The organism is Roseivirga sp. AWQ4_251, assembly GCF_056158225.1.
The window spans coordinates 559,121-583,603 of sequence record NZ_JBSWSW010000002.1; the positions used below are offsets into that span (position 1 = coordinate 559,121).

A 24,483-nucleotide genomic window follows, 5' to 3' on the forward strand; every position below is an offset into this window, starting at 1 on the left:
ATCCTTCGGCTAAGCTCAGGATGAAAAAACCAAGTTTCCTAATTACCTAATTCCCCAATTTCCCAGTTCCCCAGTTCCCCAATCACTAAAACAGATAAAACTCTTCCTTACTCAGCTTCATAATACTCAGCGGTTGCTTGCCGTATTTGGGAAAGAAAATGATCACCTTCTCTCCTACACTCAGCTGATCATATAGCACAGTGCTTACCGGTAATATGCCTTTAGTGGTGATGACTTTGTTTACTCCTCTTCTGCGGTTGCCTGTAACGGTGAGTTTGTCTTCAACCAAAGCCGTGACTCCCCGCTTGTGGGCATAGCCCTTATTTCTGATGTATTCGCCCCATCTGCGCATGGCGCTTACCCCCTGCCACAAGGGAACGATAAACAGGGGAAACATAATGATGAGGAAGCCCAGAAGTCCGTTGGTAATCATTCCAAAAACGATGACCACAAAGGGCAGCATAAACAGTAGTTTCTTTCTGGCTTGTTTCCAGAAAATCTGCTTCAGTGCTTCAAAATCCTTTTCGTTAAAACGTTCTTCCTGCATCTGGCTCTCCAAAAACCTGATGTTCTCCGTGCGCATATTATTCGCAGCCTGTGGATCTTCCTCTTCCTTAGACAAGACCGTTAAAGAGAGTGTGAGTCTTGATTTTGGCGCTCTGTCTAACACCACATTAGAGCCCACTTTTACCCGGGTATAGTTCTTATAGTCTACCGAGAATTCCTCATCGTTGATGTAGAGGTAATAGTGTTTGGTAGTACTGGAACTGGTGCCGGAGCTTCCTGATCTTCCACCGGCAGAACCAGGTGAAGTTGAGGTCTGTATATTCAGTCGCTTGTCGGTTACCACACCGGTAACCCGGTATTTGAACCCTCTTTTGATGTCGATGACAGAAGACCAGACCATGTAGCCAAGAATGCTCAGGAACAGCACCCCAAAACCCATGAAAATCTTCTCGCTGATGCCGTCCTGAAAAAAGCTCTCGTCCATATTGCCGAAAGCCAGCTTGTAAAACACGGCAAACATGGCTACTACGGCAAATGGAAAAATCAGCATAGGAATAAGCTGCTTTCTGAGCTTATTAATATCTTCTGGTGAAAGTGGAAGTTGCTCTTTCATGGTTATTTCAAGCTGCTGGAAATGTAAATACCACCTAAAGTGTTGAACACAAATTCGTCATTGGCCGTGATGGTGATCTCATCATCGTGCTGATACATATCAGAGGCATCAAAACTTACTTCGAGCATTTGATCAGTGCATCCACCAGTTGAGCTATCGCAGACCGAAATCCCCATTTGCCCATTGAATTCAAATACAATGGACATAAATTTCCCTGAGCTCAACTCAAACTGACTGACTTTAAATCCATCAGGTAGCGGCTCATTTTTGGTCAGGTTCTTACCCTGCAGAATCCCTTGCCAGGTCACCCCGAAGTCTTCACTCAACTTTGCTGATCCGATACTTCCTGCATTGGTATCTGTGGTATAAACCACACCATCAGAACTGATGAGGCGTGGACCATAGCCCGGGTGATTTGATGATGAGCCAGACACCTCGGTCCAGTCGATACCGTTGCCTGAGGTATAAGCTTTTAAATCTGTTGAATAGGTTCTTGCCTGAGTACTAGGAGACACATAGACCTTTAATTCCATCGTGAGGGCATGGTAAACGCCATCGGTTCCTTTGGTTACGAGTTCGGGAGCGGGAGGATTGGTGCTAGCCAAGTTCCAATCTCTTCCATTGGCTGTGGTGTAAGTACCGGTTTCGGTGTAAGCGATAGTTCTTCCACCATCGTACAAGATGCTGGTGATCTCACCTGTTGGAGAAGTAGCATATTTACCACTTTTGGTATCGAACACCTTATCTTCAGCATAGGCATAATCGCCAACCATATAAGTTTTTCCGAACATATAGCCAGATGGATACCGATAGCCCATATCCAATGGCAGATATTCCTGACGGCCGTTCACAGTTTTAATGATCCCGCCTCTGAATCTGTCGCCATTCTCAATAAAGCCTTGAGTATAGACTGTTTCGCCCACATGGCAAACTGCAAAATTATGATCGACAGGCTCTACGGAATTGCCCGTTACCATATGCATTCGGCTATTTCCCCATCGATCGAAAATATTCACATAGGCATGATCCTTATAGAGCTTCATACCGCCCTCGGTATTCTGCCAAATGCGGTAGTCATCCGGATAGTCATAGTATCGAATTTCCTTTTCCGGAGTAACGATGATTACGCCACCTTCTTTGGCATAAGCGAAATAACCGTAGCTGTAGGCTGTTTTAATTTTATTCCGGCTGTTTCCAGGCCCATATAGTCTGGAATAGTTCATGTCGGCCAAAGTAGTCTGAGTATAGGTTTTTGTGCTTGCATCGAACTCAGCAATGGTTCTGGTTCTCCAATCGAAGAAACCCATTTTTTCTCCCCATGTACCGAGATAGTAATCCTGATCTATTTCCAGGCGAACGCCAGTGCTCACATAGCTTCCGTTTTCTTCCATGAAGAACGTTTTGCCATTGGCTCCATCATTCTGAATGTAGACCAACTTGCCCGAATCGGTTACTCCTGTGGCATAGTCAATAGCCGCAGAACCGGAGCGGATGTTATCGAGATCGTAAACACCTCCACCATACACAAAAAGGCCCTCGTTGCTGATGTTGATGGGAATGTTATCTGCATTGCCATATACATATAGCTGCTGAACAGTTTGCCCTCCATCCTTTGAGTAGAATGGTTGATGGGCACCGAAGAAGATCATATACTTCTCATTCGGGCTGACCATAATGGATGTAGCAGTGGCATATGCCGTAGGGGGCATCAACTCACGGAACTGAATGTTATTCGCGGCCTCAACGGTTGGATCAATATCTTCTTTTTTAGGATCGCAGGCCAAAGCGGCCAGTAGGACAAACAGAAGTAAGAAAGCTAGGTTTTCGAAACGCATAGGTGCAAGGGAGTTTGTACACTACAAACTTATCTTCAGGCAGGAAGTGGTTCAATACGGCAATTGACGTAAATGCTTCGGAGAAGCATTTCAAGGTTTAATGTTCAAAGTTGTGCTGCGAGAAAGCAGGAGGTTATTCAACGCGAATAGCACCAGCCATGGAGATTCCTTACACTGAATTAAGCGGTAGCCAGAGCCACATGGGTAAGTTGTCCCTCCCCTTTATCCATCTCCTCCCGAAGCCTCGGGAGAGAGGGAAAGCACATTCTGCTGAAATTAAACGACACTGCTCTTAGTTGCATTCTGTATCATCTTCTTCCTACGGAGGAAGAGACGAGATGGGGGGCTCTATTGCATATCTCTCCCAAAATCCCTTTCTTCATTTTGGAAAACACACAATACCTTTCACTCTCTGTGCTTTTCGGGGAAACATCTTCCTTAACCATAGACCACTGAATCTAGATGTTAGTTACATCTAGCCAAGGCAAAAACTTAATAATTAATGGATAAAAAATGGTATTACGCAGAAAATGGTGCTAAAGCAGGACCATTTTCAATAAAGGAATTAGCCGGAAAAGTTAAGCCGGAAACTTTAGTTTGGAAAGAAGGGATGACCGATTGGACAAAAGCAGAAAACCTTAAAGAGTTTGAACATCTTTTTAGCAAAAATCCTCCTCCAATACCTGATGTAGAATCCTTCTCTGATAAAAAAACAAAACACTTAAATCGAATCGTGGATAGCGTCTTCTACGGTTGGTTTTTACTTGCATTAACAATAGTGATCGGATTTCTTGATTACACAGAAAACAATGAAGGAAAAATATACGGCATACTAGTATTCATGACTATGACAGCGTCAATTAGAGTCTTACTAGGTTTAAAAAGCTATTTATCCAATATTCTAAATTTTAAACAAGCAACCATTAATATCAATTGGTTAATAGCGACATCCATTCCTATCTATCTATTCTGGGCATTAGAAAGTAGACTTAATTTAGAATCGCGATTCTCTGAAGATGAATTGATGATTTTAAATCTAATTATCTTTGCTATTCTTTTGCTATTAGTCTTTCATAGCCTCAGTTTGGCTGTAAAGTTATTCAAAGTAGAAGATTCATCAATTGGTGCTTTAAAAGCCTTTGCCTTCCTTCAAATCGTTTCATTGGGTTTTACTCTGGGTTATTTATTCTTTGGAGATGAAGAAAACAATTACCTATTACCGGAAACATTCTTAGAATTGATTTCTTTGGTATTTTTAGTAATTGCGCTGAAAAAAATAAGAGACAAGTATGTGCCCCTAAAATTATATAAGTAATAGTTCAAACAAGCTAGTATCGTCAATTCGAATACTTCTATTTCTCAATTCTATACACTGCTAGAATTAAATGACAGTGCTCTTAGTTGCACACTGTACCGTCTTCCTCCCATGGGGGAAGAGACGAGATGGGGGCTAAAACTAGTTCCTCAAAGTTCTCTCTTAACCTTTCTGATCGGTTACCTCAACTTACAAGCTGATTGTTTCTTATCCTGTCCGCATAATAAATCCTAATGGTGTCAACTTATTTCAGGTCGGGACACACCAAACAAAAAAGGAGCACCTTTAGGCACTCCCTTTTTCTATCATCAACAATTGTCTTAATTACTCATTTCCGATTGGTGAGAAGCTCACCGCTTTAACCGCATTGAGGTACGCATCCCAATTTGCAGCATACCAATCATTTACTTTCTTCTCTACTTCTTCCTTTTTCTCCGCTAGTCTTTTAACTGAAACTTTTTGAGCTTCAGTAGGCGCATCAAAAGAACCGCTGATACCTCTCAATACAGAGAATACTTCGGTTTGTAATGGCGTTGGACCATCACCGCTTCCACCACCAAAGAAGCCTCTACCTCCACGACCGATTAGGCCTTGAAGTTCTTCCAGTTGCTTCTTGATGTCAGTGCTCTTGGTTTTTAACTCTGCATATTCTGGACCTTTTTTACCCTGAAGCGCAGTGAGCACCTTATCCACAGTCTCAATATCTCCATTAACCTTACCAGACAAGGTGGTTACTTGGCTTGAAATGATTCCGATTTCCTTCAACACATCTCTTCTGGCAATAAGCGCCTCCATGTTGAAAGTTTCTCTTGGATCCATTTTGTATTCCAAAGTAGTCTCATCAGTGGCACCATCAACAGTGATTTTCACAGTGTATTTACCAGGCAATGCAGGAGTACCAGCACGGAAAAATCGAGAGAATCCGCCTCCGCCCTGCTGTTCTTCAGTTCCCTCAGGAGGGTTCTCATCAAACCTCCACTGAGCTACGTTCAAACCATCTTCTACCGGAGTATCGAAATTTCTGATCAGCTCACCAGCAGCATTGAAGATTTCTACTTTGGCTTGAGGACCTCTAGCGACACCTCTGCCACCAGGACCACCCAGACCGCCTCTTCCTGCGAAAGCACCTCCCTGTCCACCAGGGAATTGACCTCTACCAGCAGGAACTCCTTCAGCAGCAGCTTCTCGGTTTGGTCTTTCAGGCATAGCAGGTTTTTTGGCAAAGAACTTAATTCTGGCTGTTCCCATATCTCTGTTCTCACCTTCAAAAGTTGAGCTTCCAGGGTTAGCAGGGCCATTAGCCGAACGGGTGCTTACCTGATAGGCAGTTACCGCAGGAACAGCAGTGACCTTAGCAGCCATTACATTTCCTTGACCTTTAGATGCCAATACTCTCAAAGGATTGATGTCATCCAATACCCAGATTGATCTTCCGAATGTTCCGATTACCAAATCGCTTTCTCTTTCCTGAATTACCAGGTCCATGGTAGAAACGTTAGGATAACCGTTATTGAACTTAGACCATGTTTTAGCACCATCGATTGAGATATATAAACCATGCTCAGTTCCGTAGAACATCAAGTTGGGTTGAACAGGATCTTGAATGAATGACAATGAATAACCGAATACATCGGACTCTTTCACCAAAGGTTCCCATGTTTTACCATAGTTTTTGGTGCGCATCAAATAAGGTTTGAAGTCGAATCTTCGATAGTTATTGATTACCGCTACAGCCTCACCATCGTTATAGGTTGAAGCTTTGATTTGGTTAACCCAGCTACCAGCAGGCACACCCTTCATGTTTCCGATCACGTTGGTCCATGTAGCACCACCATCACGGGTAATCTGAATGTTTCCATCATCAGTTCCGGCCCAGATTACACCTTTTTCGCGTGGGCTCGGCTCTATCACCAAAATTGTCGTGTGGTTCTCTGCACCTGTGGCATCAATTGTCAAACCACCACTCTTATCTTGTCTCTGCTTGGTAAAGTCGTTGGTAGTAAGGTCTGGAGAAATTACTGTCCAGTTATTTCCTTTATCTGTACTCTTATGCACAAACTGGCTACCGAAGTAAACGGTGCTGTTATCGAATGGGTCTTGACCAATGGCAGCATTCCAATTGAAACGAAGCTTTACTTTTGGATCTTCATGAGTAGGTCTTACAAACTTAGATCTACCAGTAAGTCTGTCGTAGCGAGATACGTTACCTTGCTGAGACATAGAGTAACCATAACGGCTATCATCTCTGTCTGGCACCACATCGAAACCATCACCACCACCAATTGGCATAAAGTAATCGTTTCTGATTCCTTCATTAGTCAAAACATAGGCTGGACCAACGTAAGAACCATTGTCTTGAAGACCTCCATAAACGTTGTAAGGGAATTCATTATCTACCGCAACGTGATAGAACTGACCGACAGGAAGTGTCTCTACAAACTGCCAGGTTTTACCCATGTCGCGGGTAATGGCCAAACCACCATCGTTACCTAGCAACATGAATTTCGGATTGTCTGGGTTGATGTAATAAGCGTGATTATCAACGTGAATCAATTCTCTTCTCATTACCTCTGAGAAAGACTTACCTCCATCTTCACTCATGCTCACATAAGTGTAAATGCTGTAAAGTCTGTTTTCATTTTTCGGATCAACATATAGGTCGAAGTAGTAGAATGGCCTGTTACCAATCTCACTCTTGTTGTTGATCATTTCCCAATGGAAACCGCCATCATCCGATCTGTAAAGTGCATTTTCTTTCGCTTCGATCAGGGCATAAACTCTGTTAGGATTGCTTGCAGAAATGGCAAAACCCATTCTACCAAGGTCTCCGGCAGGGATGCCGTTTTTCTCAGCAGACTGTTTTGTCCAGGTTTTCCCACCGTCCAATGTCAAATAAAGTCCTGAACTAGGTCCGCCAGAAGTAAAAAACCAAGGTTCTCTTCTGTGCTGCCACATGTTCACGAAAATCTTATCAGGATTAGAAGGATCCATCACCATGTCTCCCACACCTGTCATCTTGTCTACATAAAGAATCTTGCTCCAGGTAGCACCGCCATCGGTAGTTTTGAAAACCCCTCTTTCTTCATGATCACCCCAAGGAGAACCAATTGCACCAATGTAAACCGTGTTTGGATCGTCTGGGTGAATGATAATTCTGTGTACGTTTCTGGTTTTCTCCAAACCCATCAATTGCCAAGTTCTTCCGGCATCAAGGCTTCGGTAAACACCATAACCACCGGTTAAACTGTTTCTTGGGTTACCCTCTCCAGTTCCCACCCAAACTACATCCGGGTTTTTCTGGCTAACGGCTACCGCACCAATTGAAAGAGGAAGCTCGGAATCGAAGATCGGTTTCCATGCAATTCCACCACTTTCAGACTTCCAAAGTCCACCAGAGGCAGATCCGGCATAAATAACTTCCGGCTGACTGCGAACTACATCGATTGTTGTAATTCGACCACTCATATTGGCTGGACCAATGTTTCGTGGCTTTAAAGATTCCATTTTGCTGAAATCGATTTGCTGTCCGTAGAGCATCGATGATGTCAACAAAACAGCCATGCCTAGGATCATTCGGCCGATCCCGGGCAGAGATAAAAATTTCTGTCGTTTCATAGTAATGTGGTTGATATTCGATTGGACATCCAAGTAATTCAAAAGTTTATGGATATAATAAAAAATGGTATGAGTGGTAAAAATATGGTCAATTAATCTGAACCAACGCAATAAGTCTTAGGCAATTAAATGCTCTTCATGAAGTCTTTTAATCCCCTCGTACAGTTACCCAATGTCAGTGTAACTTTGCTTAAGCTCAGCCATTCATCTAATACATAAAAGATTAACTCCTTAAGAAAACAGCCCCACCCTTCTGGGCATTTTTTCTTATTATTAACTCTGTAAATCATCTAAACGCACTTCATAAAATGAGCGCCAATCGCGACAGCTATTTCGACATGTATTTGGATCAGTTCAACTATTCAAACCTTGAAGAACTGGCGTTTATCCGTCAGAATTTAAACTTAACCGAGCTTAAGAAAGGCGATTTCTTTTTAGAAAGCGGAGCAACTCAGACTCAAATGGGTTTTGTCTGTTCTGGCTTAATCAGGCGGTTTTATCTAAGCGACAAAGGCCGCGAAATTACCACAGGCTTTACCAAAGAGAAAGAATTCGCTACGGATTACCCTGCCTTTATTCGGCAGCGCCCAACCAAATATTTTATGCAGTGCCTCGAACCTTGTAGTATTGTAAACCTACCTTATGAGGCCATTCAAGACTGTTACAAGAAGTTTCAAAACAGCGAAATGCAAGGTCGGCTGATCGCAGAAAAAGTGCTTACGATTTTAAGCGATCGCGTTGAAGGCTTTCTGTTCAATACGGCCGAAGAGCGTTATCTCAATTTTCTAAAAGAAAATGAAGACTTGATGAACAGGGTTAGCCTTACGCATTTAGCTTCTTTTTTGGGCATTGAAAGGCAATCACTCAGTAGAATTAGAAAAAGACTGGCAGAAAAATGATTTTGTCACATATGTGTCAGCACTAAAAGTTCGAGTTGGCTCATCTTTGTTTCATGATCACCGAAAAAACTCAAAACCCAATGCGTCTATTCAAATCAGCTTTCGTTATTTTTTTCATTTTCAGCGGGTTTATCAACCACGCACAAATGGCTGATATCCATCAAAACATTCAACAACATACCGACCAAATTTTCGAGAGTTTGGTTAGTGTCAGAAGGAATTTGCACAAATTTCCAGAAGTTGGCGGCCATGAAAAGCGGACTTCTGAATTTATTGCTTCGTATTTAAAAGCGCTGAATATGGAAGTGAAAACCGGCATTGGCGGTTATGGCGTAGTTGGCATTTTACACGGAGCCAAACCAGGCAAGAAAATCGCTTGGCGCGCTGATATCGATGCCCTACCAACCCGTACTTCGGAAACAGGTGAGTTTGCTTCGGTAAACGAAGGTGTTCAACACATTTGCGGTCACGATATTCATACCACAGTTGCCTTGGGCATTGCCAATGCGCTTTCGCAGCATCAAGATCAGCTGAGCGGAACGGTCTATTTTATTTTTCAACCTTCGGAAGAAACTTATACAGGCGCCAAAGCCATGCTGAATGACGGCCTGTTTGAAATGATTTCGCCAGAAGAGATTTATGCCATGCACATTTCTCCCATGCCTGCTGGTTTGGTTGCTTCCAAGCCCAATTACCTCTATGCTGACTATAAACAGGTAAATATCTCTTTCAAAAATTCGGGCAACGCAAAAGCCTTAACTGACTTTGCCAAGCAAATCATGGCAGAACTTCAAACCGTAGCCCCCGACAGCAAATTTTGGGATGTTCAAAACTTGATGAGCCCTGAAATCGGCATCGGTAATCCGAACACGATTTTCAAAAATTATATTACCACGCAAAAGAATTTCAAGCTGAGTGAGAAACCTAATGAATTAACTGTAACGGGTTTTGTGAGTGCGAGCAGTGAAGCCCTAATGAGTTCAATTCCAAAACTATTGAAGCAGAAAATTGCCGATTCTCCTTATGCCGATCAGCTGAAAGATATCAACTTCGATTCTGAACAAATTGCCTATTCTGTGGAGCGCGGGAACATCGATAATGATGAAAAAATGACTATGGAAAGCATTCAGACCATAGCGAATTTATACGGGGCAGAAAGCGCATTTCCGCTGTATGGCGAAATACCTGATGGCCGTGGTGATGACTTCGCTTACTTTCAAGAATCAGTGCCTGGAACGTACTTTTTAATGGGTGGCTCAAACTACCAAAAAGGTATAATTTCCATGCCTCACGCACCAAATTTCGCGGTAGATAAGTCGTGTATCAAAACGGGTGTTAAGTACTTTTCTTCCATGATTTTTGAAAGAGCTAAAAAATAGTTTTTGATTTCTATACACTTTAAACAAACAGAGGCAGGTCGTTATGATCTGCCTCTGTGCTTCTAGCATATATTTTTTGAAAGGATTTACCCTTCCATTTCTTCCAATTCCTTCCCTTTGGTTTCGTACACATATTTGGCCACAAAGAAGATGGAAATGATAGCGCCAATGGTGTACAAACTGTAAGCGAAAGCCAAGCCAGCCGAACCCAATAGAATTGGGAAAGTAAGGGTTACAAGGAAATTCGCTAACCACTGAGCCAAACCTGCTACAGCCAAACCAACTCCACGAATCTGATTTGGGAACATTTCGCCCAACATTACCCACATCACAGGGCCCCATGAAGCGTTGAAGAATACCACATAAGCATTCGCGGCAATCAAGGCTAACATTCCCATAGCATCGCTCAATTGTAATGTCTCTTCGCCAGTTACAGGATCAGCCACTAAAGAACCTGTGGTAAATGAGTAAACTACCAAAGCCAAAGCCACACTCATTCCGATAGAACCGATCAGCAACAATGGCTTACGACCAATTTTATCTACCAAAAGAAGCGCAGCAATTACAGCTAAAATGCTCAATCCGCCAGAAAGCACGTTGATCAATAAGGCATCGCTTTCGCCAAACCCAACGGCTTGCCAAAGCACCGCACCGTAGTAAAACACTACATTGATACCCACAAACTGCTGGAACACAGCCAAACCAATTCCAATCCAAACGATAGGTCTGATTCTACCTTTTACTTTATCGTAAAGGTCAGAGAAGGTTGGTTGGCGGTTCTCTTTAGAAAGAGAGGCATCAATTTCATTCACTTTTCTTTGACCAACCACACTGCCATACAATTTGCTCAATACCTTTTCAGCATTGGCATGTTTGCGCTTAGCCACCAAATAGCGGGGACTTTCAGGAATAAACAAAAGACTGATGAAGAAGATGGCAGCAGGAATAATTTCCATCCAGAACATCCATCTCCAAGTTTGGAAATCCCACCATAAAACGTTTTCTGCTGAACCAGAAACGTCTGCCAATTGGTAATTACTCAAGAATGAAAAGAAAAGCCCAAGCACAATGGCTATTTGTTGTACGGTAGCCAGTGCACCACGGTATCTCTGCAGGTGCAATTTCACTGATATAAGCCGGAGCCATTACGGAAGCAGCACCTACTGCTAAACCTCCAATAATTCTGTAGATAATGAATTCTCCTGATGAAGTCGCAATACCCGATCCCCAAGCAGAGATAATGAAAAACACAGCTGAAATAATCAGCATTGATTTACGGCCATACAAATCGGCAAGCCTACCTGCGAAAAATGCACCAGCAGCACAGCCCAAAAGCATAGACGCCACATTGAAACCACTGCCAATATCTTCGGCATTAAAAGCATTTTGAAGCCCTTTAACGGTTCCGTTGATTACGCCACTATCGAACCCAAAAAGGAAACCACCCAATGTGGCTACTAGGGTAATCCCAATGACGTAGAGATTATTAATTTTTTCTTCTGTTTTCAAGATGTTAGAGTTTTGTTCGAAAAAAATGATTTTCAGCAAAGCACAAAATAGGCAGATACAAGCAAATACCCGCCATAATTTAAGACTTAGCTTATATATTGGTTGATAATATTTTCATACAATTCCTGACGGCCACTGGTAGGCGCAATATTTTGGTTGGCGGCTGCGTGAGAAACCAAATCTTCTAAGGAGAAACCTCCTTCTTCAAAAGTTTTTCCTGCTCCAGAATCGAAAGAAGCATATCGCTCTTTTCTCATGGCCAAATACGGTGACTTCTCTAAAATTTGATCAGCGGCTACCAACGCGCGTGCGAAAGCGTCCATTCCACCTATATGAGCGTAAAAAATATCTTCCAAATCGGTAGAGTTTCTTCTGATCTTAGCATCGAAGTTTACTCCGCCTCCTTGAAAACCTCCTGCTTGCAAAATTACCAGCATGGCTTGCGTAAGCTCATAAACATCCACAGGGAATTGGTCAGTATCCCAACCATTTTGGTAATCGCCACGATTGGCATCAATGCTACCCAAAAGGCCATTGTCAGAAGCCACTTGTAGTTCGTGCTCAAATGTATGCTGAGCCAAAGTAGCGTGATTCACCTCAATATTCAGTTTGAAATCATCGATTAAATCGTATTTGGTTAAGAAGCCCAAAACGGTTGCTGAATCGAAATCATACTGATGTTTGGTTGGTTCCATGGGTTTTGGCTCTATAAAAAATGTACCTGTAAAGCCTTGCTTTCTGGCATAGTCTTTCGCCATATGTAGAAAACGAGCCATATGTTCTTGCTCGCGCTTCATGTCTGTGTTCAGTAAAGACATGTAACCTTCTCTTCCACCCCAGAAAACATAATTTTCGCCACCTAATTTAATGGTTGCGTCCAGGGCATTTTTAACCTGAGCACCCGCAAAAGCCACCACATTAAAATCTGGATTGGTGGCTGCTCCATTCATAAAACGGGGATTGCTAAAGCAATTTGAAGTTCCCCAAAGCAATTTTACGCCAGACGCCTTTTGCTTTTCAAGGGCATAATCGGTGATGGTTTGTAAACGTTTTGTCGACTCATCAAATGTGGCACCCTCGGCAATCAAATCGAAGTCGTGAAAGCAATAATAAGGAGCGCCAATTTTAGTGATAAACTCGAAAGCAGCGTCCATTTTATCTTTTGCTTGCTGAATAGGATCAGAAGATGTAAGCCAAGGAAAGCTCTGAGTTGGAGCACCAAACGGATCGCCTCCAACGCCTGTAAAAGTATGCCAGTAGGCGATGGCAAACCTGAAATGCTCTTTCATGGTTTTTCCGGCCACTACTTTGTTTTCATCGTAATGTTTGAAGGCCAAGGGATTGTCCGAATCCCTGCCTTCAAAAGAGATTTTACCAATCCCTTTGAAATATTCCTTTTCACCGATAAGTGTCATGCGCGTTATGTTTTAATCAGTTTATATATTCTTTCAAATTGTCTTTCCAAGTTTCGTAAGCTTCTTCATACGGAGCTTTATTTTGCAACGGCTCGTTGATAGAATTTACCTTATCGGTAGCGGTGGCTTCTTCAAAAGAAGAGAATTCGCCTGCGGCAAAAGCTGCAGCTCGTGCAGCGCCCACTGCTCCAGTGGTTTCCACAATTTTTATGGCCGAACCCGTAAGCGTGGAGATGGTGTTTGAGAAAATTTGAGCTTGAAAAAGATTGTCATTTCCTGCCTTAATGGAAGTCAAATCCACGCCATCTTCTTTCAAAATATGAATGCCATACACAAAGGCAAATGCGATTCCTTCCAAAGCAGCCCTGAGCAAATGCTCTTTGCTATGATTATTGAAGTTTAAATTCAGAATTCTGGCCCCTTTATTTTGGTTGTAAAGCATTCTTTCCGCTCCATTTCCAAAAGGAAGAATGCTCAAGCCATTAGCGCCAACTTCTACCTTTTCTGCCAAAGCATTCATTTCTGCATAGCTCATTTGATGCGAAATTTGACTGCGCAGCCAACTGTATTGTATCCCCGTTCCGTTGATACAGAGCATTTTGCCAATTCTGGTTTCGGAAGAAGAATGATTGACATGGGCGAAACAATTGATTCGCTGCCCTTCTTTGGTTTGTGCTACATCGGAAATGGCATAAACCACTCCCGAAGTACCACCTGTTGCAGCAATTTCTCCAGGATTTAACACATTGAGTGAAATGGCATTATTCGGTTGGTCGCCAGCCCGATACATTACCGGTATTCCTTCTGGCAAACCTGTTTCTGCAGAGGCATCTGGAGTTACTTTACCCTGATCGGAAAAAGTAGGCAGCACATCTGGAATCAAACTTCGATCGATCCCGGCTTCTTCCAAAAGCCAATACGCGGGTTCATTTTCTTTAAAGTCCCACATTATTCCTTCGGACAAACCCGAAATGGTAGTGGAACAAACCCCAGTCAGTTTTAGCGCTATAAAATCACCTGGCAATAAAAACTTATGCACCTTTTCATAAACCTCTGGCTGGTTTTCCTTTACCCATTTAAGTTTGGAAAGAGTAAAATTGCCGGGGGAATTCAATACTCTTTCAATATTCTTCGCAGGTCCCGACTTCTGGTAAAGGTATTCCCCAATCTGTACTGCACGGCTATCGCACCAAATGATGGAAGACCGAAGTACCTCGTAATCCTTGTCTACCAAAACCAATCCGTGCATTTGATAAGAAATACCAATGCCCTTCACTTTAGATCCATCCACACCAGATTCCATCAACAGTTTGTGCGTGGCTTGACAAACATTTGCCCACCAAAGCTGTGGTTGTTGTTCGGCCCAACCCACCTTAGGCGAATCTATTACCATTTCGTGGTCGGGGTAATGCACAGATTTTTTTACACTTCCATCGTTTGCATGAATGAGCGAAGCTTTAATCGAAGAACTTCCAATATCGTAGCCAATCCAATACATTATTTTTTCAAATTGAGGGTGATATGATCAAATATAAAGACCACAATCGGTTGCATAATTATATTATCTTTTAAATATATTAGATTCAACGCGTAATAAAAGAAGAATAATTTGAGTGCAGTGAATGAATCAATAATTGGAGGAAATCTTTCTGTCGTTCTTTATCTTCGTAACCGTTCCGAAAGCAACACGAATTAGAACCTTCGTAACCCAAAGCATATGATCCCTAAGAAAAAGGTCACCATTTACGATCTGGCTGAAAAGATAAACTACTCTCCTTCAACAATTTCCAGGGCTCTAAACAACCACAAAAGCATTAGCAAAAAAACCATTAAGGCCATTAAAGAAGCGGCCAAGGAAATGGGATATCGGCCAAGTTCGTTGGCGGCAAGTTTGCGAAGCAACCAGCGAAACACCATCGGCATTATGATTTCGCGAATCAATAGGCCATACAACTCATCGCTGATTAGTGGCATTGAAGAAAGTGCCAGGCAATCAGGTTATAACGTGATCATAAGCCAAAGCAACGATAAATATGAGAATGAGGTAAATAACGCCAAAGTACTTTTCGATAGTCAAATTGGTGGCTTGGTGGTTTCGCTTGCCATGGAAACCACGGATTATGAGCATTTTCAGCAGTTCGTAGACATTGGAATTCCTATCGTATTTGTGGATCGTGTGCCTGAGAACTTCAACTCGTACTATGTAATTATTGATAATTATTCGGCTGGTTACGAAGCTACTAAACACCTGATTGAACAAGGCTGCAAACGCATTGCTCATTTTGCCGGGGCTCAGCATCGCAATGTTTATGCTGAAAGAAAGAAGGGATACATTCACGCTTTGCGGGATTCCAATATGGAAGTTGATGAGAGTTTGATCATTAACTGTGAAACGCTCAGTTTCGAAGAAGGTGAAAAGTCCACCCAAGAACTGCTGAGCATGGACAATCCGCCAGATGGCATTTTTTCTGCCAACGATACGGCTGCGGTAAGCGCCATTATGTATGCAAAAAAACAGGGCGTAAAAATCCCCGAAGAACTGGCCATTATTGGCTTCAATGACGATCCTTTGGCTTCAATCGTAGATCCTGCGCTTTCTACCATTACTCATCCCGCCATAAAAATGGGAGAAATTTCGGCCAGAAGAATATTAGAACATTCTCAAGCCAACTTCGATCATAGCGTTTCAGAAATCACCATTCTGAAAACCGAATTGGTTGTGAGAGATTCTAGCAGAAGGAAAAAGTAAGTTTTGACTATTCAATTCTAATCCAAAAAGCCAAACACCCTTGGCAACCAAAGGCTGAGTTCAGGGAAAATACTCACCAACGCCAAAGCCATTAGCATAGCAGCAAATAGTGGCAAAAGTGGCCTCACTACTTTTTGAATAGAAGTTTTGGCAACACTCACCCCAATAAACAAAACCGAACCCACTGGTGGCGTACACAAGCCAATGCAAAGATTGAGCACCATGATAATTCCAAAATGAACTGGATGAATACCGATAGCCGTTGCCACAGGCAGAAAAATAGGAGTGAAAATGAGTACGGCAGGTGTCATATCCATAAAAATACCGACAAATAGCAGCACCAAATTCATGATTAGCAAAGTCACCAAGGCCGAATAACCGCTTTCCATTAAAAAGCTGGTTAGCATTTGAGGAATGTTCTCATAAGACATCACCCAAGACATGGCAATGGACATGGCAATCAACATCATCACTACGGAAATTGTGGTTGACGATTCCACCAAAATGGACTTCAATTCTTTAAGGCTTACTTCCTTATAAACCATGGTGAGAATAAGGCAATAAACCACTGCTACTGAAGAGGCCTCGGTGGCGGTAAAAATCCCAGCAACAATACCTCCCATTACCACAATCAATAGTGAAAGGCTCGGCAAAGCTTGAAGAAAGGTTTTCGCCAAAAGCTTAAATGAAGCACGATTCCCTGTAGGGTATTTCTTTCTTTTCGCCCAAATGTAAGCCACCAACATCAGCAGCAATCCCGTAAGAATTCCAGGAATATAGCCAGCCAAGAAGAGTGCACCAATACTGACACCTCCACTAGCCAAGGAATAAATGATGAAGATATTACTCGGAGGAATCACTAAGCCAGTTGTAGCTGAAGTTACGTTTACCGCTACTCCGTAGCCTTTGCTGTAGCCCTCTTCTTCCATTTCTTCCGACATAAAACTACCAATAGCGGCAGCGGCAGCCCCAGCTGAACCGGCAATGGCACCAAAAAGCATGGCAGAAACAATATTTACATGAGCCAAACCACCTGGCAAAGAACCTACCAAAGCCTTGGCAAAAGCCACTAATCGCTTGGCAATCCCCCCTTTGTTCATGATATGGCCCGCCAGAATAAAAAACGGAATGGCCATTAAAGATGTACTGTCAATACCCGTAACTACGCGCTGCGAAATGGTGGTAATCGCTGGCAGTCCATCCACCGTTACCAACAAGGTCAGCAAAGTTGCTATACCGATACTCCACACGATAGGCACCCTTAAACCGATAAGGATTATAAAACTCAGGATCAGAATCGCTAACTCCATCAGTTATAATTTTGGGGTTGAAAAGCCGCTTTCAAATCCTGCAGCTTATAATAAAAAATAAGAAGGCCAGAAATTGGGAGAATAGAATAAACATAGCCTACAGGTACTTTTAGCGCTGGCGAAACCTGACCCAATTTGAAGGAAATGTAAGTGTAATGAATTCCACCCACGACAAAAACGGCCAGCACAAAAAGAATTACCGTAATGGAAATGCCAATTCGAAGCCAGCGTTTGCCGTGTTGTGATAAATATTGAGGTAAAATATCGATAGAAATATGAAGGTTTTTGCCCGAAGCGTAAGCCGCCCCAAGTATACTCACCCAAATCATTAAATAGCGAGCCAGTTCGTCTGTCCAATCACTTTGGTTGTTGAGAATATACCTTGTGGCTACACCATAAAGTACATCCAAAGTCATCAAAACGAGCAAAATCGTGATGACCGTTTCCAGCGATTTGTCCAGCAACTTCCTCATTACTTCAGTTCTTTGATTTGTTTCACTATTTCGTACATCTCAGGATTCTCTTCTGCTAAATCCTGAAACATGCCTGCAGCCTTTTCTTCAAAAAGCGATTTGTCAGGATAATAAATTTCAACTCCTTCTGCCTTTAAAGCTTCAAGCGATTCTTTTTCAGATTTGGCCCAGAGCTCTCGTTGATATTGCGTAGCCGTTTCCACTGCCTTGGTAAGCCACCCTCTTTCTTCTTCGGAAAGCTTATCCCAAACCAAAGTGCTGATGATCAAAACATCGGGCACCGCGGAGTGCTCGTTTACCGAGAAGAACTTGCAGACCTCGTAATGTCGAGAGCTGTAAAAACTTGGAATGTTATTTTCTGCGCCATCTACCACGCCCTGCTGAAGAGCCGTGTAGAGTTCTCCCCAAGAAATAGGCGTTGGGGAACCACCAAGTCGTTTCACCAAATCAATGGCCGTTGGGCTTTGCATCACCCTGATCTTCAAGCCTTTTAAGTCCTCTGGCTTCTTAATTAATCTATCCTTGGTGTAAAAAGATCTGGCACCAGCATCGAAATAAGTCAGCCCGCGGAGCCAATATTTCTGACTTCCCAAAAGCAAACGATTGCCGACTTCACTATCAAAAACTTTAAATCTATGCTCTGCGCTTTCAAACAGATAAGGATAACTCAAGACTTTAAGGTCTGGGGAGAAGTTTTCGAGCACTGCTGCCGAAACTTTTGTCATTCCCAAGCTTCCAATTTGAAGCAATTCTAAACATTGTTGTTCAGAACCCAATTGACTGCTGGGGTAAATTTCAATGCGCAGTTTTCCTTCGGAATTCTTTTCAAGCTCCTTAGCCATAAACACCATAGCCTCGTGAACAGGGTGTTCTACGCCAAGGCCATGCGCTAATTTTATGGTTTTAACCAACTCTTTTTGAGCACAGCCGGCCACTAAAAATATGGCAGCAAAAACAGTCGCTATGAGTTTCCTCATAATTGCTTCAGCTTTTTAATATTCGCAATGGTTTCGGCTGTTTTCGATGTGAGCCCCGCAAAATCATTTTCTGCTATCATCTGTTTGCTGATCAGCTGTGAGCCCATTCCTACACAAACAGCACCCGCTTTAAACCATTTTTCCAGATCGTCAAAATCAGTGGTAATTCCACCTGTAGGCATAATTTTGGTCCATGGTTGAGGCCCCATAACCGCTTTAATGAAATCTGGCCCATAAGTGTTAGCCGGAAAAAGCTTCACTATTTCGCAGCCCAACTCTTCGGCTTCGGCAATTTCCTTAAGAGAACCACAACCAGGCGACCAAAGCACTTTTCTTCTGTTGCAAACAATGGCAATATCTTGTCGAAAGACTGGCGTCACTACGAATTTTGCTCCTAAGTTTAAATAGTAAGAAGCGGTTCCTCCATCGGGCACAGAGCCAATTCCCAAGATCATTTCGGGTAATTCAGCCTCGCAATAGTTAATCAGTCCTTTAAAAACATCCATGGCCTGAGCACCTCTGTGGGTAAATTCAAAAAGTCTGGCTCCGCCTTCATATAAAGCTTTCACTACTGACTTTACCACTTCCAAGTCGGCATGATAGAAAAGGGGCATCATACCCGTTTCTTCCATCGCCTTTACCACATCAATTCTCGATATATTTTTCATTTAAAGCTTAGTCTTAATCAAATTCTATCTTACCACTCCGCCCACATACTCTTGGCTGAGCAATCGCTCTACTTCCTTCACTGAAACCAAATTAGCATCGCCAAAAACTGTATGCTTTAAGCATGAAGCTGCTGTTGCAAAATCAATGGTTTTTTGCAGGTCGTTGAGTTCAGTAAGTCCATAAATGAGACCCGCAACAAAGCTGTCTCCCGTTCCAATTCTGTCCACCACATGGGTGATATCATATTGAGCCGATTGATATTGTTCGCCTCCCTGAAAAAGCACCGCAGACCACTTATTGTGAGAAGCTCCAAGCACCTCGCGATTGGTAATGGCCACAGTCTTCAACTTGGGAAACCTTTCCTGAAGCTGTTTTGCAAGCGAAAGATTGGCGTCTCCTCCAGCTATTGCCTCTATGCCGAAGTATTGTTTGCTGGCATAATCGCCAGCCACAGCGATATCACAAAGCTCGACAAGCGGCTCCATTATTTCTTGTGGTGTTTTTCCGTACCCCCACAAATTGCCTCGGTAGTTGAAATCCGTGGAAGTTGTAATGCCCAAGCGTGAAGCGGCTGCCAAAGCTTCGGCACAAACCTCAGCTGCTCCCAACGAAATGCCGGGTGTAATTCCTGACCAATGAAACCATGTCGCTTTATGGAATACTTTTTCCCAATCGATCATGCCCTTCTCAAGCGTAGCCATTGAAGAAAACTTTCTGTCATAAATTACCTGGCTTGCTCTATGGCCTGCTCCCATTTCAATGTAGTACAACCCCACTCTATCGCCTCCACTTTGAACATGATGGGTGCCAATATTATGTTGCCGCATGATTTGTAAAAAGCGATCGGCAATCGCATTTTCTGGCAAGCGGGTAACGAAATCGGTGTTTAGACCAAAATGAGCTAGTGAAGTAGCTACATTAAGTTCACTACCGCCATAAACCACATTGAATCGGTCGGCCTGTTGAAATCTGAGATGATCAGGAGGAGAAAGGCGAAGAAGAGCCTCTCCGAAAAGCACTATCTTATTTTCCATGAAACGCTATATCAGGTTTACAGAAGCCTTTTTTACAGGTTCAGGAAATTTGAAATAGGCCTTTGCATTATAATAGCAAATGTCTTGAACTATTTTCCCAATCCATTTTAGGTCCTTAGGCAAATTACCCTGTTTCACATCATTACCCATGATGTTGCACAAAATTCTTCGGTAATATTCATGCCTTGGAAAAGACAAAAAGCTTCGACTATCTGTCAACATCCCGATTGAAGTACTCAAAAGCCCCATATTGGAAAGCGAGTCAATCTGTTTAGTTATGCCATCTTTCTGGTCTAAAAACCACCAGGCAGCGCCAAATTGGACTTTTCCTTTTACGCCAGATTCACTGAAATTACCGGCCATGGTAGCAAAAACATCATTGTCGGCCGGGTTCGAATTATAAATTACCGTTTTCGGTAATTCTGCTCTTTCATTTAACCTATTGAGAAAGTTGGCTAAATTTTCTGCATGCTGAAAATCACCGATACTATCCACGCCAGCATCAACGCCAATGGTTTCTAGCAATCTTTTATTCGTATTTCTGATTGGTCCTAAATGCAGCTGCATCGTCCAGCCTTTTTGGGCATAACAACCGCCTAAAAAATTCATGACAGCCGACTTATAAACAGCTTCTTCAGAAGCCGTCACCGAATTACCAGCCAATTTCGACTTCAGAATGCTATTGACTTGGTCTTCTGTAAAGTCTTCGGCAAAAGCATATGAAAGTCCATGATCGCTGAGTTTTCCTCCGACTTCATGGAAATAATCGATTCTGGATAGAATGGTTGCTTTTAAACTTTCCCAATCATGAATTTGGAAGTCGGTCAAATCTGAAAGTGTCTTCAGATAGTCTACAAATTCATCCTTTTCTATATTCAGAAGGCCATCAGGTCTAAAGGTCGGGAGCATCATAAAACCATCATCTGATCTATTGAACGCTTGATGCGCCTGTAAATCATCCAGCGGATCGTCCGTAGTGCAAACCAGCTCCACGTTCATTCCCTTCACCAAACCTCTGGTTGAAAAATCCGCAGTAGTCAGCTGCTCATTTACCTGATCGTATATTTGATCAGCATTTTCTGGTGTCAAAATCTCATCTATTCCGAAGTACCTTTTCAACTCAAGATGAGTCCAATGAAAGAGCGGATTCCGAAGCGTATAAGGAACAGTTTTGGCCCAAGCCCGAAATTTATCACGATCACTCGCATTACCAGTGATCAACTTTTCATCTATTCCAAGTTGCCTCATGGCGCGCCACTTATAGTGATCTCCATCGATCCAAACTTGGGTTAGATTTTCGAATTGTCTATTGTTTGCTATTTCCGTAGGCGGCAAATGACAATGATAGTCCAGGATTGGCAAATCCTGTGCATAGTCAAAATACAACTCCTTGGCGTAGTCAGTTTCTAACAAAAAGTCTTTGGTAATAAACTGTTCCATTTATTCCTATTCCGTATAATTAATATGCCTTTCGGCCATTCTAAGAACTTTGAGCCAAAGCTTTCTGAATTTTGGAAAGCTTCTAAAGCCCGGGATTATTTCGGTAATATAGCAAATTACACAATCGATTTCGTATTTATTTTATGAAAGAAGGAATTCTGTGATTTTTGTGCCATATTCAGCAAAAATTAAGCGATTCGTTAGCCCAAAACATCACAATCGATTCCCTATAAAAGTTAGTTTTTGAAGGAGTCAAATAAGATTGAGGCTTTCGATCGGATTCAAAAAAGTTAGTTTCTGCAATTAGAGAACACATTTAGAAATGGAAAATAAAGTAGCAATTGTAACCGGAGGCAATTCAGGATTGGGATTGGCAACTGCCAAAAAATTCTGTGCTGAAGGCATCATTACTTACATCATTGGTAGATCGACCGAAAAACTGGAGAAAGCCAAAGAAGAACTGGGAGAGAACGGACGAATTAAGGCTTATGACCTATCGAATTTGGAGGGCATTCCCGCTTTGATTCAAGAAATAGCCCAGGAAGCCGGCCAAATAGACATTCTGGTGAATAATGCTGGAATCAACATGAAAAAATCGTTGATTGAAGTGACTGACGAAGAGTTCTCTCGAATTCTACACACCAATGTGAATTCTGTTTTTGCCATGAGCCGCGAAACCGTGAAAGTAATGAAGGAAAACGGAGGCGGAAGCATTATCAACATCAGCTCTATGGCAGCGCAATATGGTTTGCCCTATGTGATTGCTTACGGAACCAGCAAAACTGCCATTGAAGGCATGACCAGAATTATGGCCGTAGAATTGGCCGAACTCAATATTCGTGTGAACTGTGTAGCTCCGGGCTTTATTGAAACGCCTATGACGGCCAAAGCACTTAATTCAGATGCAGACAGAATGAACCGCGTAATGGCCAGAACACCAATGCGCAAAATGGGAGAACCGGCCGATATTGCAGAGGGCGTGTATTACTTCGCAACAGACGCAGCCAAATTTACCACAGGCACTGTTCTGCCGATTGACGGAGGAAACAGCATTGGTTTTTAAAGCAAACAGCCTATGAAAATGTTAAAAACCATGCGCTGGTATGGCCCTCACGACAAAGTGAGTTTGGACGACCTAAAACAAGCTGGGCTTGATGGTATTGTAACGGCCTTGCACCAAATTCCCGTTGGTGAAGTTTGGCCTGTGGAAGCGATAGAAGAACGAAAGCAAATACTCGCTGAAAAAGGATTGGCTTGGTCCGTAGTGGAAAGTTTGCCAGTTCATGAAAACATAAAACAGGGCAAAGGCGATTTTGAAACTTATATAGAAAACTATAAGCAGAGCATTCGAAACCTGGCCCAATGCGGCATCCATGTGATTACTTATAATTTCATGCCCATTCTGGATTGGATCCGAACCCATCATAAATTCGAAAATCCAGACGGCACGTTCACGCTGGCCTACAATCATCTTGCCTTCGCCTTCTTTGATTTGCAATTATTGAAGCGCCCAAATGCCAAAAAGGATTACTCCGCTGAAGTAATTGAAGAAGCCTTGGCTTATGGCCAAAACCTTTCAGAGGAAGAAAAGAAAGCCCTTTTTAACCAAATCATGTTGGGGTTACCAGGTAGCCAAGACGATTTTACGCCTGAACAGGTGCTTCAATTGCTAGACCAATACAAAGGCATAGATGCCAATGTAATGAGAAACAATCTGGTTCACTTTTTATCAGAAGTAGTGCCTGTGGCCGAACAAGTCGGAGCTAAATTGGCGATTCATCCCGATGATCCTCCGTTTCCGCTTATGGGGCTTCCGAGAATCATGAGTACCCAAGAAGACGCTCGCAAAATATTCGATGCAGTTCCTTCTACAGCCAATGGCCTTTGCTATTGCACTGGCTCTTTTGGCGCTCAGCCGAGCAATGATTTACTCAGTATTATCGATGAGTTTGGTATCAGAATTCACTTTCTTCATTTGAGAAATGTGAGTAAATCACCAAATGGAAACTTCAGGGAATCGGAACATTTGGATGGCGACAATCCTATGGAAGCCATTGTTGAGAAGCTGCTTCTTTTAATGGAAAAGAGAGGCGTGAATCTACCGATGCGCCCCGACCATGGCTTTTTACATGCTATGGAAAGCCACGTTCAACATTATGCTGGCTATTCTTTCATTGGGCGACTAAAAGGTCTTGCCGAATTGAGAGGTTTGGAATTAGGCTTGCAACATAAGCTTAACCAAAATAGCTAAAGCTCATTTTCTTAACAGAAAATAAATCAAGAAGCATCCTTTGTAATTGAGTATTATAAGGGATGTTTTTTTATTTGGCAGAGGTTATAGAAAAGAGAAGAAATTATAGTTACTGAAAAAGTGCTAAAAACTCATCGTTCTGCTCGAAATCAAGTGGCTTAGAAAGAAACTTGGAGACTTTCTTGTAAGTACCGGCTTTTACACGATCTCGATTGTCGATAGAAGAGGTAAGGATTACGATTCGAACATTATCAAACTCATCTCTATCTCCGATGGCGTCTAAAAATTGCCAGCCATTCATTACGGGCATATTGATATCAAGAAAGAGCAAAAACTCATCTTCTTGGTGCTTCTCAAGAAACTCCAAGGCCAACTTACCATTCTGGAAAGTCTGTTCAGGCTTTACCCCGAAAACCTGATTTAATACAATTGAGTTTATGTAGTTCATGGTTGAGTCATCATCAACCAATATCACCTTTCTTCTCATCAATAA

At 42.5% G+C, this 24,483-nt stretch carries 20 protein-coding genes; 6 read left to right on the plus strand and 14 right to left on the minus strand.

What is annotated here, in order from left to right; translation table 11 throughout:
* Positions 1-85: 85 nt before the first annotated feature.
* A complete protein-coding gene (locus ACXACJ_RS16565) occupies positions 86-1,120 on the minus strand; it encodes a hypothetical protein (protein WP_475135524.1) in 1,035 nt (344 codons plus the stop codon).
* Between the two features lie 2 nt (positions 1,121-1,122).
* Complete coding sequence (locus tag ACXACJ_RS16570) at positions 1,123-2,955, minus strand: hypothetical protein (protein ID WP_475135525.1); 1,833 nt, start codon at positions 2,953-2,955, stop codon at positions 1,123-1,125.
* A gap of 502 nt (positions 2,956-3,457) precedes the next feature.
* Here ACXACJ_RS16570 and ACXACJ_RS16575 point away from each other — a divergent pair.
* Entirely contained in the window at positions 3,458-4,270 is an 813-nt protein-coding gene (locus tag ACXACJ_RS16575; RefSeq protein WP_475135526.1) for a DUF4339 domain-containing protein, read from the plus strand.
* 324 nt (positions 4,271-4,594) lie between these two features.
* Here the strand turns inward: ACXACJ_RS16575 and ACXACJ_RS16580 are convergent, their stop codons facing one another.
* Complete coding sequence (locus ACXACJ_RS16580; RefSeq protein WP_475135527.1) at positions 4,595-7,885, minus strand: VPS10 domain-containing protein; 3,291 nt, start codon at positions 7,883-7,885, stop codon at positions 4,595-4,597.
* 308 nt (positions 7,886-8,193) lie between these two features.
* On the opposite strand from ACXACJ_RS16580, the gene ACXACJ_RS16585 reads away from it, so the two are divergent.
* Together ACXACJ_RS16585 and ACXACJ_RS16590 are read left to right on the plus strand one after the other, a co-directional pair.
* Positions 8,194-8,784 carry a Crp/Fnr family transcriptional regulator gene (locus tag ACXACJ_RS16585; RefSeq protein WP_475135528.1) on the plus strand — a complete coding sequence of 197 codons (591 nt, stop codon included), beginning with the start codon at positions 8,194-8,196 and terminating at the stop codon, positions 8,782-8,784.
* A gap of 146 nt (positions 8,785-8,930) precedes the next feature.
* Positions 8,931-10,163 (plus strand): M20 metallopeptidase family protein, encoded by a 1,233-nt coding sequence (locus ACXACJ_RS16590; protein WP_475135529.1) that lies wholly within the window; start codon positions 8,931-8,933, stop codon positions 10,161-10,163.
* A gap of 86 nt (positions 10,164-10,249) precedes the next feature.
* Here ACXACJ_RS16590 and ACXACJ_RS16595 read toward each other — a convergent pair whose 3' ends face one another.
* From ACXACJ_RS16595 to ACXACJ_RS16610, 4 genes are all read right to left on the minus strand, one after another.
* Positions 10,250-11,290: a sugar porter family MFS transporter gene (locus ACXACJ_RS16595; protein WP_475135530.1), complete on the minus strand. Its 1,041-nt coding sequence runs from the start codon at positions 11,288-11,290 to the stop codon at positions 10,250-10,252.
* Positions 11,199-11,672: an MFS transporter gene (locus tag ACXACJ_RS16600; protein WP_475135531.1), complete on the minus strand. Its 474-nt coding sequence runs from the start codon at positions 11,670-11,672 to the stop codon at positions 11,199-11,201. The genes ACXACJ_RS16595 and ACXACJ_RS16600 overlap by 92 nt, the downstream gene beginning before the upstream one ends.
* Before the next feature lie 86 nt (positions 11,673-11,758).
* Positions 11,759-13,087: a xylose isomerase gene (gene xylA, locus ACXACJ_RS16605; protein ID WP_475135532.1), complete on the minus strand. Its 1,329-nt coding sequence runs from the start codon at positions 13,085-13,087 to the stop codon at positions 11,759-11,761.
* Positions 13,088-13,103: 16 nt separating this feature from the next.
* A complete protein-coding gene (locus ACXACJ_RS16610) occupies positions 13,104-14,585 on the minus strand; it encodes a xylulokinase (RefSeq protein ID WP_475135533.1) in 1,482 nt (493 codons plus the stop codon).
* 219 nt (positions 14,586-14,804) lie between these two features.
* Between ACXACJ_RS16610 and ACXACJ_RS16615 the strand changes: the two genes are divergently transcribed.
* Positions 14,805-15,836, plus strand: a complete 1,032-nt coding sequence (locus ACXACJ_RS16615) for a LacI family DNA-binding transcriptional regulator (protein ID WP_475135534.1) — start codon at positions 14,805-14,807, stop codon at positions 15,834-15,836.
* A gap of 17 nt (positions 15,837-15,853) precedes the next feature.
* Here ACXACJ_RS16615 and ACXACJ_RS16620 read toward each other — a convergent pair whose 3' ends face one another.
* The 6 genes from ACXACJ_RS16620 to uxaC are packed head-to-tail and all read right to left on the minus strand — an operon-like array spanning position 15,854 to position 21,739.
* Complete coding sequence (locus tag ACXACJ_RS16620) at positions 15,854-17,146, minus strand: TRAP transporter large permease (RefSeq protein WP_475135535.1); 1,293 nt, start codon at positions 17,144-17,146, stop codon at positions 15,854-15,856.
* The gene (locus ACXACJ_RS16625; RefSeq protein WP_475135536.1) at positions 17,146-17,619 is read right to left on the minus strand and encodes a TRAP transporter small permease; all 474 of its coding nucleotides are present in this window, start codon (positions 17,617-17,619) and stop codon (positions 17,146-17,148) included. The genes ACXACJ_RS16620 and ACXACJ_RS16625 overlap by 1 nt, the downstream gene beginning before the upstream one ends.
* On the minus strand, positions 17,619-18,596 hold the full coding sequence (locus ACXACJ_RS16630) for a TRAP transporter substrate-binding protein (protein WP_475135537.1): 978 nt from the start codon (positions 18,594-18,596) through the stop codon (positions 17,619-17,621). The genes ACXACJ_RS16625 and ACXACJ_RS16630 overlap by 1 nt, the downstream gene beginning before the upstream one ends.
* Positions 18,593-19,264: a bifunctional 4-hydroxy-2-oxoglutarate aldolase/2-dehydro-3-deoxy-phosphogluconate aldolase gene (locus ACXACJ_RS16635; RefSeq protein WP_475135538.1), complete on the minus strand. Its 672-nt coding sequence runs from the start codon at positions 19,262-19,264 to the stop codon at positions 18,593-18,595. The genes ACXACJ_RS16630 and ACXACJ_RS16635 overlap by 4 nt, the downstream gene beginning before the upstream one ends.
* Before the next feature lie 24 nt (positions 19,265-19,288).
* Positions 19,289-20,299 (minus strand): PfkB family carbohydrate kinase, encoded by a 1,011-nt coding sequence (locus ACXACJ_RS16640; RefSeq protein ID WP_475135539.1) that lies wholly within the window; start codon positions 20,297-20,299, stop codon positions 19,289-19,291.
* 6 nt (positions 20,300-20,305) lie between these two features.
* Entirely contained in the window at positions 20,306-21,739 is a 1,434-nt protein-coding gene (gene uxaC / locus ACXACJ_RS16645; RefSeq protein ID WP_475135540.1) for a glucuronate isomerase, read from the minus strand.
* Between the two features lie 322 nt (positions 21,740-22,061).
* On the opposite strand from uxaC, the gene ACXACJ_RS16650 reads away from it, so the two are divergent.
* Positions 22,062-22,802, plus strand: coding sequence for an SDR family NAD(P)-dependent oxidoreductase (locus ACXACJ_RS16650; protein WP_475135541.1), 741 nt, complete (start codon positions 22,062-22,064; stop codon positions 22,800-22,802).
* A gap of 12 nt (positions 22,803-22,814) precedes the next feature.
* Entirely contained in the window at positions 22,815-23,990 is a 1,176-nt protein-coding gene (gene uxuA, locus ACXACJ_RS16655) for a mannonate dehydratase (protein WP_475135542.1), read from the plus strand.
* A 109-nt stretch (positions 23,991-24,099) separates the two neighbouring features.
* On the opposite strand, the gene ACXACJ_RS16660 is transcribed toward uxuA, so the two are convergent.
* Entirely contained in the window at positions 24,100-24,477 is a 378-nt protein-coding gene (locus ACXACJ_RS16660; RefSeq protein WP_475135543.1) for a response regulator, read from the minus strand.
* Positions 24,478-24,483: the final 6 nt, after the last annotated feature.

Excerpts from the sequence above, each read along its gene's own strand:
- ACXACJ_RS16565 (WP_475135524.1), bottom strand. The coding sequence starts at position 1,120 with ATGAAAGAGCAACTTCCACTTTCACCAGAAGATATTAATAAGCTCAGA.
- ACXACJ_RS16570 (WP_475135525.1), bottom strand. The coding sequence starts at position 2,955 with ATGCGTTTCGAAAACCTAGCTTTCTTACTTCTGTTTGTCCTACTGGCC.
- ACXACJ_RS16575 (WP_475135526.1), top strand. The coding sequence starts at position 3,458 with ATGGATAAAAAATGGTATTACGCAGAAAATGGTGCTAAAGCAGGACCA.
- ACXACJ_RS16580 (WP_475135527.1), bottom strand. The coding sequence starts at position 7,885 with ATGAAACGACAGAAATTTTTATCTCTGCCCGGGATCGGCCGAATGATC.
- ACXACJ_RS16585 (WP_475135528.1), top strand. The coding sequence starts at position 8,194 with ATGAGCGCCAATCGCGACAGCTATTTCGACATGTATTTGGATCAGTTC.
- ACXACJ_RS16590 (WP_475135529.1), top strand. The coding sequence starts at position 8,931 with ATGGCTGATATCCATCAAAACATTCAACAACATACCGACCAAATTTTC.
- xylA (WP_475135532.1), bottom strand. The coding sequence starts at position 13,087 with ATGACACTTATCGGTGAAAAGGAATATTTCAAAGGGATTGGTAAAATC.
- ACXACJ_RS16610 (WP_475135533.1), bottom strand. The coding sequence starts at position 14,585 with ATGTATTGGATTGGCTACGATATTGGAAGTTCTTCGATTAAAGCTTCG.
- ACXACJ_RS16615 (WP_475135534.1), top strand. The coding sequence starts at position 14,805 with ATGATCCCTAAGAAAAAGGTCACCATTTACGATCTGGCTGAAAAGATA.
- ACXACJ_RS16620 (WP_475135535.1), bottom strand. The coding sequence starts at position 17,146 with ATGGAGTTAGCGATTCTGATCCTGAGTTTTATAATCCTTATCGGTTTA.
- ACXACJ_RS16625 (WP_475135536.1), bottom strand. The coding sequence starts at position 17,619 with ATGAGGAAGTTGCTGGACAAATCGCTGGAAACGGTCATCACGATTTTG.
- ACXACJ_RS16630 (WP_475135537.1), bottom strand. The coding sequence starts at position 18,596 with ATGAGGAAACTCATAGCGACTGTTTTTGCTGCCATATTTTTAGTGGCC.
- ACXACJ_RS16635 (WP_475135538.1), bottom strand. The coding sequence starts at position 19,264 with ATGAAAAATATATCGAGAATTGATGTGGTAAAGGCGATGGAAGAAACG.
- ACXACJ_RS16640 (WP_475135539.1), bottom strand. The coding sequence starts at position 20,299 with ATGGAAAATAAGATAGTGCTTTTCGGAGAGGCTCTTCTTCGCCTTTCT.
- uxaC (WP_475135540.1), bottom strand. The coding sequence starts at position 21,739 with ATGGAACAGTTTATTACCAAAGACTTTTTGTTAGAAACTGACTACGCC.
- ACXACJ_RS16650 (WP_475135541.1), top strand. The coding sequence starts at position 22,062 with ATGGAAAATAAAGTAGCAATTGTAACCGGAGGCAATTCAGGATTGGGA.
- uxuA (WP_475135542.1), top strand. The coding sequence starts at position 22,815 with ATGAAAATGTTAAAAACCATGCGCTGGTATGGCCCTCACGACAAAGTG.
- ACXACJ_RS16660 (WP_475135543.1), bottom strand. The coding sequence starts at position 24,477 with ATGAGAAGAAAGGTGATATTGGTTGATGATGACTCAACCATGAACTAC.